Raw genomic sequence first — 16,788 nt, 5'->3', positions numbered from 1 at the left:
GGGCGACGCCGCTTCGGCGCCGCCCCACGGTGCGTGTATCGATCGAGCTCTACTCGGACTTGGTGATGTTGTAGAGGATCGGCCAGCTGTCCCAGCCGAACTCCACGTTGTCGACCAGCGTCGAGTATCCGGCGGTGACGGCGCCGTACCAGAGCGGGATCGCGGGCAGCTCCTGGAAGAGGATGCCCTGCGCCTGGTTGAACAGCTTCGACTGCTCCTCCTGCGTCGGCGACGCGAGTCCCTGACGGAACAGGTCGTCGAACTCGGCGTTCGAGAAGTCGGCGTCGTTCGAACCGGCACCGGTCACGTAGAGCGCACCCAGGATGTTGGCCTGCGACGGGAAGTCGAACTGCCAACCGCTGCGGAACGCCGCCTTGATGGTGCGGTCGTTGACCTCGGTGCGCAGACCCGCGAAGTCGGGGTACGGGAGGCCGACCGCGTCGATGCCGAGCGCGTTCTTGATCGAGTTGACGGTCGCGTCGACCCACTCCTGGTGGCCGCCGTCCGCGTTGTAGGCGAGCTGGAAGGTGCCCGACCACGGCGCGATCGCGTCGGCCTGGGTCCACAGCTCCTTGGCGAGCTCCGGGTCGTACTTCAGCACGTCGGAGCCTTCGATCGACGCCGGGTCGAAGCCCGCGATGACGGGCGAGGTGAAGTCCTCGGCCGGCGTGCGGGTGCCCTGGAAGATCACGTCGGTGATCTCGGAGCGGTTGATCGCGTGGGAGATGGCCTCGCGACGCAGCACGCCTTCCTCGTCGTCACCGAAGTGCTCGAGGCCGTACTGGATCGTGAAGGACTGGAACACCGCGGTCGCCTGCTCGACGGCCCGGTCGCCCAGCTCGTCCTTGAAGGTCCCGAGCGCCGAGGTCGGCACCGAGTCGACGATGTCGACGTTGTCCGACAGCAGGTCGGCGTAGGCGGCGTCGAGGGTCGCGTAGACCTTGAAGTTCAGGCCACCGTTCTGGGCCTTGCGCGGACCGGTGTAGCTGTCGTTCGGCACGAGCGCGAGGCTCTCGCCGTGCACCCAGCCGTCCTCGGCCAGCTTGTAGGGACCGTTGCCGATCGGGGCCTCGCCGAAGGCGTCCGGGTCGTCGAAGAACGACTCGGGCAGCGGGAAGAACACCGTGTAGCCGAGGGCGATCGGGAAGTCGGCGCGCGGCGAGGCGAGCTCGACGGTGAAGGTGGTGTCGTCGACGACGTCGAGCGCCAGGGTGTTGTCGCCACCGTCGTAGGTGCCGCCCTTGAACGCGATCGCGTCGATGAACCACCACTGGTTCAGCAGGTCGGGGTTCGAGGCCGCCCACTGCCAGGCCTTGACGAAGGACTCGGCGGTCACCGGGGTGCCGTCGGAGAACTTCTGGTCGGCCTTGAGCTTGATCGTCCAGTTGATGTAGTCATCGGACTCGATCGACTCGGCCGCGTCGTAGTCCCACGAGCCATCGGCCTTGTAGTAGACGAGCCCGGCGAAGATGTTGTTGAGAATCTGACCGCCGTTGACCTCGTTGGTGTTGGCGGGGATGAGCGGGTTCTCCGGCTCCGACCACGCGACGTTGACGACGCCGGTCGATGCCGAGCCTCCTCCGTTGTTGTCGTCGGGGGTGTCCGACGCGCAACCGGAGAGGACGAGCGCCGAGGCGATGAGGACCCCTCCGGCGGCTGCTGCGATGCGAGAGATTCGCACGATTCCTCCTGTACACAATGGGACGCCATGCAGGCTGTGGCCCGCATGGCGGTGATGCGTGTAACCCTAGGTCGGCCTCTGCGCGTGTCCAAACCGGTGAGAGGAATCGTTACACGGCGGAAATCGTCACGCGGATTTCATGCGAGGTCTTCTCCAAGTCGCCGGTTTTCTGCGTACGGGTCAAATTCTTTGCATCCCTCCGTGAGGGGTTGTCGAGCCCCCCGGGGTACAGCTCGGCGTAGCATCGGAGGCGTGGTCACCGCACCCCGTCCGGCACCCGAAACGCGCCCGCTGCTCGTCTTCGACGGCGACTGCGCGTTCTGCACGACCTGGGTGAACCGGCTGCGCGAGGTTCTGCCGCGCTTCCCCGAGGCGGTGCCGTACCAGTGGATCGACCACGAGCAGCTCGGGCTCGACGACGACGACGTCACCCACTACGCCTGGTTCGTGAGCGCCGACCGGCAGTTCGGCGGGCATCTGGCCTTCTCGGCCCTGCTGCGCGCCCAGCGCGGGCCGTGGTGGCGTTTCGCGGGCTGGATCCTCGCGACCCCGCCGTTCTCGTGGGTCGCCGCGCTCGGCTACCGCTTCATCGCCCGGTACCGGCACCGCCTGCCCGGGGGGACGCCCGCCTGCGCCCTGCCGCCGAGCGCACGCGGATGATCGCCTGGGTCGCGCCGCCGGCCCCACCCGGTCCGACGCCGTCGCGCGCGCGGATCTGGTGGGAGATCGCCATCGTCCTGGCCCTCGGGCTCGGCCAGTCGGCGGTCTACGCGATCGTCGCACTCGCGTACCGCGTCACGAGCGAGGTGCCGCTCGCCGACCAGTCGACGACCCTCAACCCTTCGCGGAGCGACCGCGAGATCTTCGACCTCATCTACAACCTGCTGTCGCTCGCCTTCGCGATCGTCCCGGTGCTTCTCGTGTGCTTCCTGCTGTGGGCGCCGCGGCGACCCCGCCTGGGCGCGCTCGGGCTCGACGGCACCCGGCGGCTGCGCGACACCGGCTGGGGTGTGCTGCTCGTCGCGGCGATCGGCATCCCCGGGATCGCGCTGTATCTCGGGGGACGCGCTGCGGGGGTCTTCGTGGCGGTCAACCCGGGCGGGCTCGCCGACTACTGGTGGACGATCCCCGTGCTGCTGCTCTCGGCGGCGCGGGCGGCCATCCAGGAGGAGTTCGTGGTGCTCGGCTACCTGTTCGCGCGGCTGCGACAGCTCGGTTGGGGCAACTGGCCGATCATCCTCGCCACCTCGGTGTTCCGGGCGAGCTACCACCTGTACCAGGGGCCGGGGGCGTTCGTCGGCAACCTCCTGATGGGGCTGCTGTTCGGCTTCCTGTTCGCGCGACGGGGACGGCTGCTGCCGTTCCTGGTGGCGCATTTCCTCATCGACGCGGCCACCTTCGTCGGATATCCGTGGGCGGCGGCGATGTGGCCGCAGCTGTTCGGTCTGCCGGGTTAGGATCGCGGTATGTCTACGCCCGACTTGGGGGAGTCGGCGAACGTGGCGACTGCGTCGCCGTCCGCGCCCGAGCTTCCTCCTCCGCCCAGCGGAGCCACCCGCTTCGAGCTGCCGCCGCCCGCCGACGGTGCGACGCGCTTCGAGCTGCCGCCGCCGCCCGCCTGAGCGGGCCGGCCTGCACCCTGTTGGTTTCGATACGCCCGCTTCGCGGGCACTCAACCAACGAGTGACCCCGGCAACCGGGGAGAACATGCCCCGGGGAGCCGCAACACTCCACTGATCGAGTGCCGCGGCGAGCCGCAACACTTCGCCGATCGAGTGCCGTGGGGAGCCGCAACACTCCGCTGATCGAGTGCCGCGGCGCAGCCGCAACACTTCGCCGATCGAGTGCCGTGGGGAGCCGCAACACTCCGCTGATCGAGTGCCGCGGCGCAGCCGCGGTGTATCGAGATCCGCACCATCCTGAGGGTTGGTTTCGATACGCCCGCTTCGCGGGCACTCAACCAACGAGTAACTCGTCCGCGCGAGTACAGCGGGGCGTCGGGATGGCGGGCGAGGCGCTGGCACCGGGACTGGCGGGAGCGCGCCGACGCGCAGCGCCGGCACGCGAGGGCATGCGCCTCGCCCGCCATCCCGACGCCCCGCGGAGCAGGTGAGGGGCTACGCGAACGCCTCCGCGCCGCGGATTAACGCGGCGCCGTCAGGCGAACGCCTCCACCGGCGGACACGCGCACACGAGATTGCGGTCGCCGTAGGCCTGGTCGATGCGCCGCACGGGGGGCCAGTACTTGCCGCCGTGCACGAGGGTGCGCACCGGGTAGACGGCCTCTTCGCGCGTGTAGGCGTGCGTCCACTCCCCCGCGATGACTGACTCCGCGGTGTGCGGGGCCCCGACGAGCGGGTTGTCGTCTTTCGGCCAGCGGCCCGCGCCCACCGCATCCGCCTCGGCCTTGATGGCGATCATGGCCTCGATGAAGCGGTCGAGCTCGGCGAGGTCTTCGGATTCGGTGGGCTCGACCATGAGGGTGCCCGCGACGGGGAACGACATGGTGGGCGCGTGGAAGCCGTAGTCGATGAGGCGCTTGGCGACGTCGTCGACGGTGACCCCGGTGGCGTCCCGCAGCGGCCGCAGGTCGAGGATGCACTCGTGCGCGACGAGGCCGTTGTCGCCCGAGTAGAGCACGGGGTAGTGCTCGCGCAGGCGCACCGCGATGTAGTTGGCGGCGAGCACGGCCGAGCCGGTGGCGCGGCGCAGGCCTTCGGCTCCCATCATCCGCACGTAGGCCCAGGAGATGGGCAGGATGCTGGGGCTGCCGTACGGCGCGCTCGAGACCGGGTTCGCGGAACCGGACGGCAGGTAGGGCGCGAGGTGCGCCTTCGCCGCGACGGGTCCGACGCCCGGGCCGCCGCCGCCGTGCGGGATGCAGAAGGTCTTGTGCAGGTTGAGGTGCGAGACGTCTCCCCCGAAGTCGCCGAAGCGCGCGTAGCCGAGCAGCGCGTTGAGGTTGGCGCCGTCGACGTACACCTGACCGCCGGCGGCGTGCACGGCATCCGTGACGGCGCGGATCTCGTGCTCGTACACGCCGTGCGTGGACGGGTAGGTGACCATGAGCGCGGCGAGCTCGGCGGCGTGCTCGGCGACCTTGGCACGGAGGTCGTCGAGATCCACGTTGCCGAGCTCGTCGCAGGCGACCACGACGACCCGCATTCCGGCGAGCACGGCGCTCGCGGCATTGGTGCCGTGGGCGCTCGAGGGGATGAGGCACACGGTGCGATGCGTGTCGCCGTTCGCGCGGTGGTAGCCGCGGATGGCGAGCAGGCCCGCGAGCTCGCCCTGACTTCCCGCATTGGGCTGCAGCGACACCTCGTCGTAGCCGGTGACGTCGGCGAGCCAACCGGACAGCTGGCCGATCAGCTCGAGGTAGCCGGCGGTGTCGGCCTCGGGGGCGAAGGGGTGCAGGTTCGCGAACTCGGGCCAGGTGACGGCGGCCATCTCGGTGGCCGCGTTGAGCTTCATCGTGCACGATCCGAGCGGGATCATGCCCCGGTCGAGCGCGTAGTCCTTGTCGGCCAGGTACTTGAGGTACCGCATCATGCCGGTCTCGGAGTGGTGCGTCGTGAACACCGGATGCGTGAGGTATTCCGTCTGACGCATGTGATCGGGGTCGATCGAGCGCGAGATGGGCTTGAAGCCGAGCTCGGCCGGCGCGGCATCCCCGAGCACGGCGCGCAGCACGACGAGCGCGTCGGCCTCGGTCGTGGTCTCGTCGGTGGAGAACTGCACGGTGTCGGCGTCCACCTGCCAGAGCAGCACGCCCTCCGCCGATGCGGCCGCCACGATGTCGGCCGCGCGGCCCGGGGTGCTCAGCCGCACGGTGTCGAAGAACAGTTCGTGCGCGGGGTCCACGCCGGCGTCCTTCAGCGCGTCGGCGAGGAGGTTCGCCATCCGGTTGGTGCGGTGCGCGATGCCGCGGATGCCGCGCGGGCCGTGGTAGACGGCGTACATGGACGCCATGACGGCGAGCAGCACCTGCGCGGTGCAGATGTTAGAGGTGGCCTTCTCGCGGCGGATGTGCTGCTCGCGGGTCTGCAGGCTCAGCCGGTAGGCGGGGTAGCCGTCGGCGTCCTGCGAGACGCCGACGAGGCGACCCGGCATCTGGCGTTCGAGGCCCGCGCGGACCGCCAGGTATCCGGCGTGCGGACCGCCGAAGCCGAGCGGCACGCCGAAGCGCTGGGTGGTGCCGACCGCGACGTCCGCACCGAGCTCGCCGGGCGAGGCGATGAGGGCGAGCGCCAGCAGGTCCGCCGCGACGACGGTGATGCCGCCCTGGGCCTTGACGGCGGCGATGACCTCGGCCGGGTTCCACAGACGTCCGGATGCGCCGGGGTACTGGATGAAGGCGCCGAACGCCTCAAGGTCGGCCGGCGGCGGCGACATGTCGTATGCGGTCTCGTGCAGCACGATGCCGACCGCCTCGGCGCGATGACGCAGCAGTTCCTTGGTGCGCGGAAGCGCGTCCGCGTCGACGAGGAACACGTTCGAGCTGGAGCCCGATGCACGCCGCGCGAGCAGCATCCCCTCGACGACCGCGGTGCCCTCGTCGAGCATCGAGGCGTTCGCGGTGGCGAGGCCCGTGAGGTCGGTGACCATGGTCTGGAAGTTGATGAGCGCCTCGAGGCGACCCTGCGAGATCTCCGGCTGGTAGGGCGTGTAGGCGGTGTACCAGCTGGGGTTCTCGAGCACGTTGCGCTGGATCACGGCGGGGGTGTGGGTGCCGTAGTAGCCGAGGCCGATCATCGGCCGGGTCACCCGGTTGCGGTTCGCGAGCGCCCGCAGCTCGGCGAGCGCCTCCACCTCGGATGCGGCGGGCGGCAGCGTCGTGGGCGCGTCGGCGGGCAGGCGGATGCCGGCGGGGATCGCCGCGTCGACGAGCGCGTCGACGCTCGGGTACCCGAGGGCACCGAGCATGAGCTTCTGGGCCGCGGAGTCGGTGCCGATGTGCCGATCGGCGAACAGGTCAGTCAATTCGATCCTTCGGGTTGATCGACGGCCGGGACGGCCGTCGGCGCTGGCGTCGCGGCGGAGGCCAGAAATGGCCTCCGCTCCCAGCTCCAGCGCGCGCTCACTCGGCGGTGAGTGCGGCGTACTCGTCCGCAGAGAGCAGGGTCGGCAGCTCGGTGAAGCGCACCACGATCATCCAGCCGGCCCCGAAGGGGTCGGAGTTCACGAGCGAAGGGTCGTCGACCACGGCGTCGTTGGCCTCCACGACCTCGCCCTCGAGGGGGGCGTAGAGCTCGCCGACCGACTTCGTCGACTCGATCTCGCCCACGACGCGTCCGGCGGTCACCGTGGAGCCGACCTTCGGCAGGTCGACGAACACCACGTCGCCGAGCTTGTCGGCGGCGTAGTCGGTGATGCCGATGCGCGCGAGGTCGCCGTCGACGGCCACCCACTCGTGTTCGGAGGTGTACTTCAGGTGATCGGGGAGCGACATCAGTTCTTCTTTCTCGCGTAGAAGGGCAGTGCGACGACGGTTGCGGGGATGCGGGTGCCGCGCACGTCGATGAAGACGGTCGTGCCGACCGCCGAGAGCTCCGGGGCGATGAGCGCCATCGCGATCGGGTGGCCGAGCGTCGGGGAGAGCGCGCCGCTCGTGATGGCGCCCGCGGCATCCGTCGCCTCCGCGGAGGCGAACACCGCGTACTCGGCGCGTCCGGCACGCTTGCCCTCGGCCGCGAGGCCCACGAGCACGGGCGCGTCGGGGGCGGGGCCCGCGGCGACGGCCGCCTCGCCCACGAAGCCGCCCGGCTTGCCGAGCACGACCACCCGGCCGACGCCCACCTGCGCGGGCAGGGTGTCGCGGCTCAGCTCGTGGCCGTAGAGCGGCATCCCGGCCTCGAGCCGCAGCGTGTCGCGCGCGGCGAGGCCGCACGGGATGAGCCCGGATCCGGCGCCCGTCTCGGCGAGCGCGCCCCACAGCTCCGGGGCGGCGTCGGGGTCGAGGAAGAACTCGAAGCCGTCCTCGCCGGTGTAGCCGGTGCGGGCCACGAGCACCTCGTGGCCGCGGAAGTCGCCGGTGACCGCGCGGTAATAGCGCAGCCCGTCGAGCTCGGGGATGTCGAAGCCGTCGACGTTCCGCAGGATCTCCTCCGCCTTCGGCCCCTGCAGGGCCACGAGCGCGATGTCGTCGGACTCGTCGTCGACCACCGCGTCGAAGCCCTCGGCGCGCGCGCGCAGCGCGTCGACCGCGACCTCGCGGTTGGAGGCGTTCGCGACGACGAGGAAGCGGTCCTCGCCCGTGCGGTACACGACGAGGTCGTCGAGGATGCCGCCGTCCTCGTCCAGCAGCAGGCTGTACTTGGCCTGCCCCAGCTCGATCGCGGAGATGCGCCCGGCGAGCGCGTAGTCGAGGGCGGCCGCGGCATCCGGGCCCAGCACGAGGATCTCGGCCATGTGGCTGAGGTCGAACAGGCCCGCGGCGGTGCGCACGGCGTGGTGCTCGGCGAGGTCGGAGCTGTAGCGCACCGGCATCTGCCAGCCGGCGAAGTCGGTGAAGCTCGCCCCCGCGGCGACGTGGATGTCATCGAGCGGCGAGCGCCGCTCGGATTCGGGCAGGGTATCGGTCATGGACGAGCTCTCCGATCATGGTCGGTGGAACTCCCCCTCTGTCATCGATGCCTGAGAGCTTCGCGACGAGTGGTCGCTTTCACCATGGGCGGGCCGCCGCTGAGCGCGGAAGCCTCTTTTCAGAGCGGCCTGTTCGATGCGGTACACGTACCTGAGAGATTGGCGGGGAGGCTTGCTCCTTCGGTGTCGACGCCCGGCGTCGACTCTCCCGCATCGCGTGCGGCCCGATATGCGATTGTGGCCCCAGCCTATCGGATGCCGTCGACACCGCCGCCGAGCGGCGGCAGGATGGGCGCATGAGCGAAGGCGCGCGCGTCCTGATCCCCGCCGGCACGGTGTTCGCACCTGACGACATCACCTTCTTTGCGGATCGCGAGCATCGCAGCCTCGAGCAGGCGATCGCCGAGGCGGACGTGCTCGTCTCGGCGCCGCACGCGGGCTCGGCGATCCCCGCGGAGCTCGACGAGTTCCTCGCGCCCGAGTTCACCCGGCGGCTTCAGTTCGACTACACCGATGTCGCCACGGAGGCGATCGTGCGCCGCTGGGCGGAGATCGACCCGCGCATCGTGGCGATCGTGAACCCGCACCCGCGCATGGTGCGTGACCCGAACCGTGCGCGACCCGACGACATCCGTCCGCAGTTGCGCGAGGCCTTCGCGCGCGTCGCGGCGGCGGGACCGATGAACCGCGTGGACCTCTCGGGCGTCGACCCGATCCGGCCGGTGACGTTCTCCTTCTTCCCGCTCATCCGGGTGCCGGCGAACGAGGACGAGTTCGAGCGGCTCGCGCAGGCCTTCGAGACGGCCGCCGCGCACGGCCTGCGGGTCTACGAGGACACCCGGGACCGCCTGCTCGAGCGCTTCGTCGACGGCACCCTGCGCGGCGAGCGCGGCGCGTTCACGACGCTGTCGTTCCACGACACCATGAACACCACGACCCGCATCGACGGCGCCGTCAACGTGCCGCGGGAGGAGAAGGACGAGCTGCCGCCGATCGTCTCGCTGTCGAACCGCGGCGACCTGCTCGGCGAGGATCGCGGGGTCGAGGGCGACCCGGTGACGATGGATCCCGAGCTGCTGCGCGAGCTCGCCGAGGCGCATCGGATCGGTTTCGGGGCCACGGATCCGGGCGATGTGCTGCTCAACAAGCCGTACCTCGGCAGCCAGGAGATCACGCAGGCGGGGGCACTGTTCCGCACGCGGGCCGCGGAGGCGGCGGAGGCGGGCGTCAGCCTCTCGGCGGTGCAGGCCGAGTTCCTGCGGGAGTACCTGCTGGGGGAGGCCGCCACCGCGGTGCTGCACGAGCCGGGCACCGGCTGGGTCGAGTACGACCCCGCCCACATCGACGCCCTCGCCCACGCCTGCAGGGCCTCCTGGGACGCCTATCGAGCCGCCACCGCCTAGTCGATCCCGCGAGATGTCACCTGTTGCAGGTTTCGAGCCGATTTTCTGCAACAGGTGACATCTCGCGGGATGAGGTCAGCCGCCCCAGAGGACGCCGAACAGCGCGCCCACCGCGATCGTGACGACGGCGAGGGCGACCGTCGGGATGGCGAAGGAGTGGTCGACGAGCTTCGTGCCGAGCTTCGTCGACCCGGAGGTGTCGAAGTTCGCGGCGGCGATCTGCGAGCCGTTCGTCGGCAGCAGGTAGATGCCCGCGAAGGCACCCGCCCACATGCCCGACAGCAGCCCGAGCGGCACCCCGGCCGCGATGCCGATCGGCACGATCGTGTTGGTGGCCGTCGACTGGCTCGTCGTGAGCACGCACACCACGAAGATGCCGAGCGCGAAGATCCACGGCGCCACCTGCACGAGCCCGCCGATCGACTCGGCGATCTCCGTCTGATAGGCGTTGAGGAAGGTGCTCGTGAGCCAGGCGAGACCGAAGAGGGCGATGGCCGAGACCATACCGGCGCGGAACACGGTCGCGGTCGGCACCTCCGACACCTTCGGTCGGCTGATGAGCAGGATGAGCGCGCCGGCGACGAACATGATGATCTCGATGATCGCCGTCATGTCGATCGGGTCGCCGCCGACATACGGCGGCCGGATCGCCGGGAACAGTCCGAACACGACGATCGCGACGACACCGAGCAGGAAGATGAGGGCGGCGTTGCGACCCGCGGTCGTCGCCTTCACCTCGACGGCCACCGCCGCACCGCCGCCACCCGGGGCGGGGATCTGACCGGAGCTGATCTTCGCCTGGATGTCGGGGTCGTTCTCGATGTCCTTGCCGAGCCGGCGCACCAGGAAGCTCACCACGACGATGCCGACGATCGCCGCCGGGAGGGTGACCTTGACGATGTCGATGAGCTCGAATCCGTGCGGCGAGGTGAGGGCGATCATGGCCGCCATCGCCGCCGAGACGGGGCTGCAGGCGAGGGCGACGCCGGTCGACACGACCGAGAGGGAGAGCGGACGCGAGGGCCGGATCCCGTTGCGATAGGAGAGGTCCTGGATGACCGGGAGCAGTGGGTACAGGATGTTCGAGGTTCCCGCGCCGACCGAGAACAGGAACGACACGAGCGGCGCGACGAGGGTGATCTGCTTGGGGTTGCGGGCGATGAGCTTCGCCGCGATGGACACCATCCAGTCGATGCCGCCCGCCACCTGCATGACGCTCGAGGCGAGCACCACCGCGAGCACGATGAGCAGCGCCTGCACGGGCGGGTCGCCGGGGGCGAGACGGAACACGAAGACGAGCACCGCGACGCCGACACCACCCCACAGACCGAGGCCGACGCCGCTCGAGCGGGTGCCCATGATGATCGCGCCGAGAACGACGAGCAGTTCGAGGATGAAAAGCAGGATGTCCACGTGGCCTCCTCGCCGAGTCCGGAGCGGTGAGTCCGGGCGTGCGTCAGCCTAGTCCCGAGGCACCCTCATCGGGAGAGGCGACATCCGGAGCGTCGTGCCGTAGCATCGGCCACACCAGGCCGCCGACCGGTCGCCGGATCCGGAGGGGGGCCGATGGGCTCGTTGATCTACGGTGCACCCGCGATCGAGGTCTCGTTCGACGATCGCACGCTCGCCCACCTCGAACTCCTGATCGGCGCGAAACTGCGGCGCCGGGAGTCGTTCATGCTCAGCTGGCGGGACTCCACCGAGGTCGGTGACGGACGCAGCTCCGCGTGGATCGACAACGGCATCCCGATGTTCTTCCGCTATTCGGGCAGTCGCACGCCGCTCATCGACAAGGAGTGGCTCGAGGAGCTCGTCGTGCAGGCCGGCTCGAACCGGGGGCTCCAACTCGGCGACGACCCCGCGACCGAGCAGCTCGTGCGCGCGAAGGACAACAGCGTCAAACGGAAGGACCATCCGGCGCGATGATCTGGATGCCGCCCGTGCTGTTCGCGGAGCGCAGGATCTCCTCGATCCACCCGCGATCGAGCGCCGGCGGTTCGAGGGAGTCGAACTCGAAGCGGAGCGGGATCGCCTCATGCACCCACAGCGTCGAGCGACCCACCGGTTCGCCTTCCGCGTGCGTCCACGACAGCGTGAAGCTCTCGCCGCGTCGCAGCTTGGTGATCAGTGCGACCTTGAGGTGCGCGAGCGTGCGATCGTCGATGTCGATCGAGTGCCCCGCGTAATTGAGCCGACCCATCCGCTCATCGTAGGGCGCCGACGGCGCCACGGCGCCGCCTCGCCCACTGCTCATGACGCTCCCGGCCGCGCACGGTGAACACGCCCACGAGCACCACCCACAGCAGGAAGGGGAACACCGCGAGCACCGCGTTCGCCCAACCGCCGACCGAGAACAGCGAGGTCTCGTCCGTGCCGCCGAACATCGTGGGCACGGCGAGCAGGTTGAGCCCCGCGGCGACGAAGGCGAACACCCCGGTCCAGCGCGGCAGGATCCGGGAGGCGAGCACGAGGAAGCCCGCCGAGGTCATCACGACGGCGGTGAGGATGCAGCCGATCGCGCCGAACAGCAGCATGTGGCCTTCGATGAGCGCCCGGATGATCACCGGGTCCGCATCCCCGCCGCTCGCGTCGAGACCCGCCCCGCCCGTCATGGCGTCACCGACGAGCGTCACGGCCACATAGACCAGGCCCGCGCCGAAACCGATGTCCGCCACCCAGGAGAGCCCGGGCGTCCGGGTGGTCACGAGCTGCCGGAAGCAACCGAGGAACACGATCAGGCTCGTCATGAGGATCGTGTCCGACAGCACCACCACGAGCGTGCCGTTCGCGGTGCGCTCGAAGTACTCGGCGAGCGCGTCCGGCTCGTCGAGCCCCGGACGGCCGCCGTCGATCAGCTGCCGCACCGCCTCGAACGCCATCGCGACCGCCACGACGAGCGCGGAGAACCCGGTGACCCGTCGGACATCGGGAACCCGCCAGTCGCGACCGCCGTCGCTCACTCGTCTTCCGGCGAGGGGTCGGGGATCTCCTCCGGACGGAACTTCGGCAGGCGAGCGGCCGGGATGATCGCGAGGGCGCTCACGCCGGCCAGGATCAGCAGGCCGAGGCGCAGCGCCGCGAGGCGGGACTCCTCGTTGATCGACACGAACTCCTCCACCTGCGACTCGGTGGCGTCGGTCCCGGCGAGCAGTTCGCGCAGCGCGTCGTTCGAGACGAAGTTCGCGTTCTCGAGCGACACCTCGTCGGTGAGCTCCGGCGGCAGGTAGACGTTCTCGGTGACGGCACGACCGATGTTGATCGAGAGGATCGTCACGAGCAGCGCGCCCGCGACCGCCGTGCCGACCGCGGAGGCGAGGTTCTGGGTGGTGCCGCGGATCGATCCGACATCCCCCGCGAGCTCCTTGGGGGCCGCCGTGACGAGCACGTTGAACACGAGCGTCACGAGCGCGCCCTGACCCACGCCGAAGACGAACAGGCCCAGGATCGTGGGCAGCGTCTCCCAGTTGTTCGTCACCACGAACGACAGCCACACGAGCGCCGCCGTGGTCAGGATGAAGCCGAAGACGCCGATCGCCTTCGAGCTGAAGCGCGTGTAGAAGCGCACCACGAGCGTCGCCGTGACGAACACCGTGAGGTTGAACGGCATCATCGCGAGTGAGGTGTCGAAGGGGGTGCGGCCCTGCACGATCTGGATGTAGAGCGGCACCGTGAAGTTGAGCGCCGCCTCGAGCGCCACCACGATGAACATCGCGTAGACGGCCGCGCGTTCGCTCGGGCGGGCGAGCACCGAGAGGCTGACGAGCGGCACCTTGCCCTTCTTGGTGCGGCGGCGGGTCCACAGGAAGAACGCCTGACCGAGCACGATGCCCGCGACGATGAGCAGCGGCGCCGGCGACAGGCCGCCGACGTCGAAGGGGGCGCCCTCACGCGCCTGCAGCAGACCCCAGGCGTTCAGGTTGTTGAAGCCGAAGGTGAGCAGCACGACCGCGAGACCGATGAGGATCGCGGCGACCACGTCGATCTTGATGCCCGGGTTGCCCTTGTCGGAGCGCAGCCGGAAGCTCAGCAGGAACACGGCCAGCGCGACGCCGAGCACGATGAAGAAGGCCGGACGCCATCCGCCGAGCAGGGTGCCGAGCGCGCCGCCGATCAGGAAGGCGCTCACCCCCGAGAGGGCACGAGCAGAACCGAGCGAGCCGATCGCGGTGGCCTGCTGCCGGCCATGGTAGTTCTCGGCGATGAGGGCCACGAGCGACGGCACGATGATCGCGGCAGAGGCGCCCGCGAGCGCCTGCGCGCCGATGATCCACCAGACGGTCGGACCGACGAGCATGAGCACCGAGGAGATGGCGAAGATCGCGACGACGATGCGGAAGATCAGCACCCATCCGACGCGCTGCCCGATCTTGGCGCCCACCATGACGAGCGCGGCGACGGCGAGCCCGTAGACCACGATCGCGGTGCTCGCGACGGTCGGCGCCACCCCGAACTCGGCGACCATGCCCCCGAGCGACACGGGCAGCAGCGCCACGTTGAATGACATGAGCACTTGCCCGAGGAACAGGCCGAACATGGGGACCCAGGAGTTGCGCTGCTCCTGATCGGTGGCCGTGGCCGTGGTGGTCATGGGGTTCCGCCTTTCTCGCGGCTGTACGGGTGAGGCCCGTGCTGGTGCACATCGGATGCGAAGACGTCGAGGCCGAGAGCCTGGGAGAGGAACCGCGTGGCGAGCTGGCCGCGCACGCTGTTGCCGGCCGGGTCGAGCCGCGGCGAGAACACGCCGATCGCGCCCTTGCCGGGCGAGACGGTGACGATGCCGCCCGCGACCCCCGACTTCCCCGGCAGGCCGATTTCGAACAGCCACTCCCCCGAGCGCTCGTAGAGGCCCGTCGAGGCGAGCACGGCGAGCGTGTCGCGGGCGACCGACGCCGAGACGACGCGCTGCCCGGTGACCGGGTTGACCCCGCCGTCCGCGAGCGTCGCTCCCATGACGGCGAGGTCGGCGGCGGTGACGAGCAGCGAGCACTGCCGGGTGTACACGTCGACCGCGGCGAGCGGGTCGGCGTCGATGCGTCCGTAGGCCTGCAGCAGGGTTCCGATGGCGCGGTTGCGCTGGTTGGTGTCCGCCTCCGAGGTGTACACCTCGCCGTCGAGCTCGAGCCGGCGACCCGCGAAGGCGGAGAGGCCGTCCTGGATCGCCGCCCAGCGCTCCTCCGCGGAGGCGGCGGGCACGAGGGCGGTCGTCGCGATCGCCCCCGCATTCACCATCGGGTTCATCGGGTGGCCGTTGTTGAGCTCGATCGCGACCACCGAGTTGAAGGGGAGCCCGGTGTTGTTGACACCCACGCGTTCGCGCACCGCCTCGTGGCCGAGCCGCTCGATCACGAGCGCGTAGACGAAGGCCTTCGAGATCGACTGGATCGAGAACGCGACCTCGGCATCCCCCGCGGTGTGCACCGCGCCGTCGACCTCGGCGACGCTCACCCCGAACAGCTCCGGGTCGACGGCGGCCAGCCGCGGGATGTAGGTGGCGATCTCGCCGTCCGTGCTCGCCTTCGCGTACGCGTGGGCCTCGATCACGAGCCGATCCACCTCGTCCCACCCCGGAAGGGATCCCGTGGAGATCCGGTGCGGTGCGGGGGGCAGATCGGCGAGCATGGCGGCTTCCTCTGACGATGCGCGTGAGACGGCTTCGGCGAGGATCAGCCTAGTGAGTCGCTCAGCTTTTCGGCAGGATGCTCGTCCAGTCTCCGTACTTCGCGATCCGACCGTCGCCGGAGGAGGTGCCCGTGAGACGGCGGTGGATCCACGGACCGACGTGCGCGCGGTAGTAGGCGAGACCGTGCGGACGCGATGCGGCGGCGGAGTCCGCGGGGAGGGACCACCAGCCGTCCGGCACCCGCTGTCCGAGTGCCTCGAGCACGCGGGCGGCCACGCGGTGGTGGCCGCGGGCGTTGAGGTGCAGGCGGTCCTCCGACCAGAACGCGGGGGCGGCGAGCGTGTCGTCGCCCCAGTTGAGGGCGCGGACCACATCCGGCCGGCCGGCGAGCGCCGCCACCACCCGCTCGGTGAGCAGGTCGCCGCGGCGTTTGATCATGCCGCGCATCGGCAGCTGCCCGGAGGGGTTGCCTCCCGAGAGCAGCACCAATTGCACGCCCTCCTCGTCGCAGCGACGCAGCACCTGGGCGTAGGCGGCGAGGATGGCGTCGAGGTCGGCGCGCGGACGCAGCATGTCGTTGCCGCCCCCGTTGAAGCTGAGGTGCGTCGGCTTGAGGGCGAGCGCGGGCTCGAGCTGCTCCTCGACGATCGGCTGCACGAGCCGGCCGCGGATCGCCAGATTCGCGTACGCGACGGGGGCGCCGAGCGCGTCGGCCCAGCCTTCGGCGACCAGATCCGCCCATCCGCGCGGGGTCCCGTCGGGGCGCTCATCGCCGACCCCCTCCGTGAAGGAGTCGCCGATCGCGACGAAGCGGATGGGAAGGGTGGAGCTGTCGGTCACCTCCTCGACGATACCGTCGCCTCGACGCATGCCTCCCCCGGCATGACCGTGACGTACCGTTGCCGGATGCTGCGTCGACTCATCGCCCGCCTGTTCTGGGCGTTCAGCCCCTGGAAGCTGCGCAGTGAGCCGGCACCCACGCAGCCGACCATCCTCCTCGGCGCCCCGCACACCTCCAACTGGGACTTCGTGTTCATGCTCGCGATCGCCTGGCGGCTCGGCATCGACATCCGCTGGCTCGGCAAGAAGAGCCTGTTCGCGGGCTGGCGCGGGCCGATCATGCGCGCGCTCGGCGGCATCCCGGTGGACCGCTCCGACCCGAGCCGCGTCGTCGGCGAGGTGGTCGCGCGCGTGCGCTCGGGTGAGGTGTTCGGCCTGGTCGTCACCCCGGACGGCACGCGCGGCGGCAACACCCACTGGAAGTCGGGCTTCTCCCGGATCGCCCAGGAGACCGGGATGCCCGTCACCCTCGGCTACGTGGACCGCACCACGCGCACCGTCGGGCTCGGGCCGACCTTCGCGATCACGGGCGACGTCCCGACCGACATGGACCGCATCCGCGCCTTCTACGCCGACAAGTCCGGCTACCACCCGGAGCGCCGCGTCGAGCCGCGCCTGGCCTCCGAGCTCGCCCCCATCCCCGTCGAGTAGTCGTATCC

16 protein-coding genes and 2 riboswitches are annotated in these 16,788 nt (G+C 70.2%); of the genes, 6 read left to right on the top strand and 10 right to left on the bottom strand.

Annotated elements, in window-relative coordinates; translation table 11 throughout:
* Positions 1-49: 49 nt before the first annotated feature.
* Positions 50-1,681, bottom strand: coding sequence for a peptide ABC transporter substrate-binding protein (locus FLP23_RS06065; RefSeq protein ID WP_149325025.1), 1,632 nt, complete (start codon positions 1,679-1,681; stop codon positions 50-52).
* A 252-nt stretch (positions 1,682-1,933) separates the two neighbouring features.
* On the opposite strand from FLP23_RS06065, the gene FLP23_RS06060 reads away from it, so the two are divergent.
* The 3 genes from FLP23_RS06060 to FLP23_RS12220 are packed head-to-tail and all read left to right on the top strand — an operon-like array spanning position 1,934 to position 3,303.
* Positions 1,934-2,341, top strand: coding sequence for a thiol-disulfide oxidoreductase DCC family protein (locus FLP23_RS06060; protein ID WP_246139917.1), 408 nt, complete (start codon positions 1,934-1,936; stop codon positions 2,339-2,341).
* Complete coding sequence (locus FLP23_RS06055) at positions 2,338-3,138, top strand: CPBP family intramembrane glutamic endopeptidase (protein WP_149325024.1); 801 nt, start codon at positions 2,338-2,340, stop codon at positions 3,136-3,138. The genes FLP23_RS06060 and FLP23_RS06055 overlap by 4 nt, the downstream gene beginning before the upstream one ends.
* 9 nt (positions 3,139-3,147) lie before the next feature.
* Positions 3,148-3,303, top strand: coding sequence for a hypothetical protein (locus FLP23_RS12220; RefSeq protein WP_168200389.1), 156 nt, complete (start codon positions 3,148-3,150; stop codon positions 3,301-3,303).
* Positions 3,304-3,838: 535 nt separating this feature from the next.
* On the opposite strand, the gene gcvP is transcribed toward FLP23_RS12220, so the two are convergent.
* The 3 genes from gcvP to gcvT all read right to left on the bottom strand — a co-directional run bounded on the left by gcvP (position 3,839) and on the right by gcvT (position 8,266).
* Positions 3,839-6,607 carry an aminomethyl-transferring glycine dehydrogenase gene (gene gcvP / locus FLP23_RS06050; protein WP_246140100.1) on the bottom strand — a complete coding sequence of 923 codons (2,769 nt, stop codon included), beginning with the start codon at positions 6,605-6,607 and terminating at the stop codon, positions 3,839-3,841.
* A gap of 154 nt (positions 6,608-6,761) precedes the next feature.
* Positions 6,762-7,133, bottom strand: a complete 372-nt coding sequence (gcvH, locus tag FLP23_RS06045) for a glycine cleavage system protein GcvH (protein ID WP_149325022.1) — start codon at positions 7,131-7,133, stop codon at positions 6,762-6,764.
* On the bottom strand, positions 7,133-8,266 hold the full coding sequence (gcvT, locus tag FLP23_RS06040; RefSeq protein WP_149325021.1) for a glycine cleavage system aminomethyltransferase GcvT: 1,134 nt from the start codon (positions 8,264-8,266) through the stop codon (positions 7,133-7,135). Before gcvT ends, gcvH begins: the two co-directional genes overlap by 1 nt.
* A gap of 28 nt (positions 8,267-8,294) precedes the next feature.
* Positions 8,295-8,395: riboswitch (glycine riboswitch) on the bottom strand.
* Positions 8,396-8,487, bottom strand: a riboswitch (glycine riboswitch).
* 75 nt (positions 8,488-8,562) lie between these two features.
* On the opposite strand from gcvT, the gene FLP23_RS06035 reads away from it, so the two are divergent.
* Positions 8,563-9,669: an N-formylglutamate amidohydrolase gene (locus FLP23_RS06035; protein ID WP_149325020.1), complete on the top strand. Its 1,107-nt coding sequence runs from the start codon at positions 8,563-8,565 to the stop codon at positions 9,667-9,669.
* A 75-nt stretch (positions 9,670-9,744) separates the two neighbouring features.
* Here the strand turns inward: FLP23_RS06035 and FLP23_RS06030 are convergent, their stop codons facing one another.
* Positions 9,745-11,082 (bottom strand): anaerobic C4-dicarboxylate transporter, encoded by a 1,338-nt coding sequence (locus FLP23_RS06030; RefSeq protein WP_149325019.1) that lies wholly within the window; start codon positions 11,080-11,082, stop codon positions 9,745-9,747.
* Between the two features lie 153 nt (positions 11,083-11,235).
* Here FLP23_RS06030 and FLP23_RS06025 point away from each other — a divergent pair, with 153 nt between their 5' ends.
* Positions 11,236-11,595: a DUF7882 family protein gene (locus FLP23_RS06025; RefSeq protein WP_210413797.1), complete on the top strand. Its 360-nt coding sequence runs from the start codon at positions 11,236-11,238 to the stop codon at positions 11,593-11,595.
* Here FLP23_RS06025 and FLP23_RS06020 read toward each other — a convergent pair.
* The 5 genes from FLP23_RS06020 to FLP23_RS06000 all read right to left on the bottom strand — a co-directional run bounded on the left by FLP23_RS06020 (position 11,567) and on the right by FLP23_RS06000 (position 16,159).
* Positions 11,567-11,869, bottom strand: coding sequence for a DUF7882 family protein (locus FLP23_RS06020; RefSeq protein ID WP_149325018.1), 303 nt, complete (start codon positions 11,867-11,869; stop codon positions 11,567-11,569). The two genes, FLP23_RS06025 and FLP23_RS06020, sit on opposite strands and share 29 nt — an antisense overlap.
* A gap of 4 nt (positions 11,870-11,873) precedes the next feature.
* Entirely contained in the window at positions 11,874-12,629 is a 756-nt protein-coding gene (locus FLP23_RS06015; protein ID WP_149325017.1) for a hypothetical protein, read from the bottom strand.
* Positions 12,626-14,257 carry an MFS transporter gene (locus FLP23_RS06010; RefSeq protein ID WP_168200388.1) on the bottom strand — a complete coding sequence of 544 codons (1,632 nt, stop codon included), beginning with the start codon at positions 14,255-14,257 and terminating at the stop codon, positions 12,626-12,628. The genes FLP23_RS06015 and FLP23_RS06010 overlap by 4 nt, the downstream gene beginning before the upstream one ends.
* On the bottom strand, positions 14,254-15,288 hold the full coding sequence (gene glsA / locus FLP23_RS06005) for a glutaminase A (protein WP_149325016.1): 1,035 nt from the start codon (positions 15,286-15,288) through the stop codon (positions 14,254-14,256). The genes FLP23_RS06010 and glsA overlap by 4 nt, the downstream gene beginning before the upstream one ends.
* Before the next feature lie 61 nt (positions 15,289-15,349).
* Positions 15,350-16,159 (bottom strand): SGNH/GDSL hydrolase family protein, encoded by an 810-nt coding sequence (locus FLP23_RS06000; protein WP_210413971.1) that lies wholly within the window; start codon positions 16,157-16,159, stop codon positions 15,350-15,352.
* Positions 16,160-16,195: 36 nt separating this feature from the next.
* Between FLP23_RS06000 and FLP23_RS05995 the strand changes: the two genes are divergently transcribed.
* On the top strand, positions 16,196-16,780 hold the full coding sequence (locus FLP23_RS05995) for a 1-acyl-sn-glycerol-3-phosphate acyltransferase (RefSeq protein WP_149325015.1): 585 nt from the start codon (positions 16,196-16,198) through the stop codon (positions 16,778-16,780).
* Positions 16,781-16,788 lie beyond the last annotated feature (8 nt).

Source organism: Protaetiibacter larvae (assembly GCF_008365275.1).
GTDB lineage: Bacteria > Actinomycetota > Actinomycetes > Actinomycetales > Microbacteriaceae > Homoserinibacter > Homoserinibacter larvae.
The sequence above is the reverse complement of the archived record's forward strand: the minus strand, read 5'-3'. Positions and strand labels throughout refer to the sequence as shown.

What these genes read in the sequence shown, in the direction of transcription:
- gcvH (WP_149325022.1), bottom strand. Translation starts at nt 7,133, where the DNA reads ATGTCGCTCCCCGATCACCTGAAGTACACCTCCGAACACGAGTGGGTG.
- FLP23_RS06010 (WP_168200388.1), bottom strand. Translation starts at nt 14,257, where the DNA reads ATGACCACCACGGCCACGGCCACCGATCAGGAGCAGCGCAACTCCTGG.
- FLP23_RS12220 (WP_168200389.1), top strand. Translation starts at nt 3,148, where the DNA reads ATGTCTACGCCCGACTTGGGGGAGTCGGCGAACGTGGCGACTGCGTCG.
- FLP23_RS05995 (WP_149325015.1), top strand. Translation starts at nt 16,196, where the DNA reads ATGCTGCGTCGACTCATCGCCCGCCTGTTCTGGGCGTTCAGCCCCTGG.
- FLP23_RS06035 (WP_149325020.1), top strand. Translation starts at nt 8,563, where the DNA reads ATGAGCGAAGGCGCGCGCGTCCTGATCCCCGCCGGCACGGTGTTCGCA.
- gcvT (WP_149325021.1), bottom strand. Translation starts at nt 8,266, where the DNA reads ATGACCGATACCCTGCCCGAATCCGAGCGGCGCTCGCCGCTCGATGAC.
- FLP23_RS06025 (WP_210413797.1), top strand. Translation starts at nt 11,236, where the DNA reads ATGGGCTCGTTGATCTACGGTGCACCCGCGATCGAGGTCTCGTTCGAC.
- FLP23_RS06055 (WP_149325024.1), top strand. Translation starts at nt 2,338, where the DNA reads ATGATCGCCTGGGTCGCGCCGCCGGCCCCACCCGGTCCGACGCCGTCG.
- FLP23_RS06020 (WP_149325018.1), bottom strand. Translation starts at nt 11,869, where the DNA reads ATGGGTCGGCTCAATTACGCGGGGCACTCGATCGACATCGACGATCGC.
- FLP23_RS06000 (WP_210413971.1), bottom strand. Translation starts at nt 16,159, where the DNA reads ATGCGTCGAGGCGACGGTATCGTCGAGGAGGTGACCGACAGCTCCACC.
- glsA (WP_149325016.1), bottom strand. Translation starts at nt 15,288, where the DNA reads ATGCTCGCCGATCTGCCCCCCGCACCGCACCGGATCTCCACGGGATCC.
- gcvP (WP_246140100.1), bottom strand. Translation starts at nt 6,607, where the DNA reads ATGCTCGGTGCCCTCGGGTACCCGAGCGTCGACGCGCTCGTCGACGCG.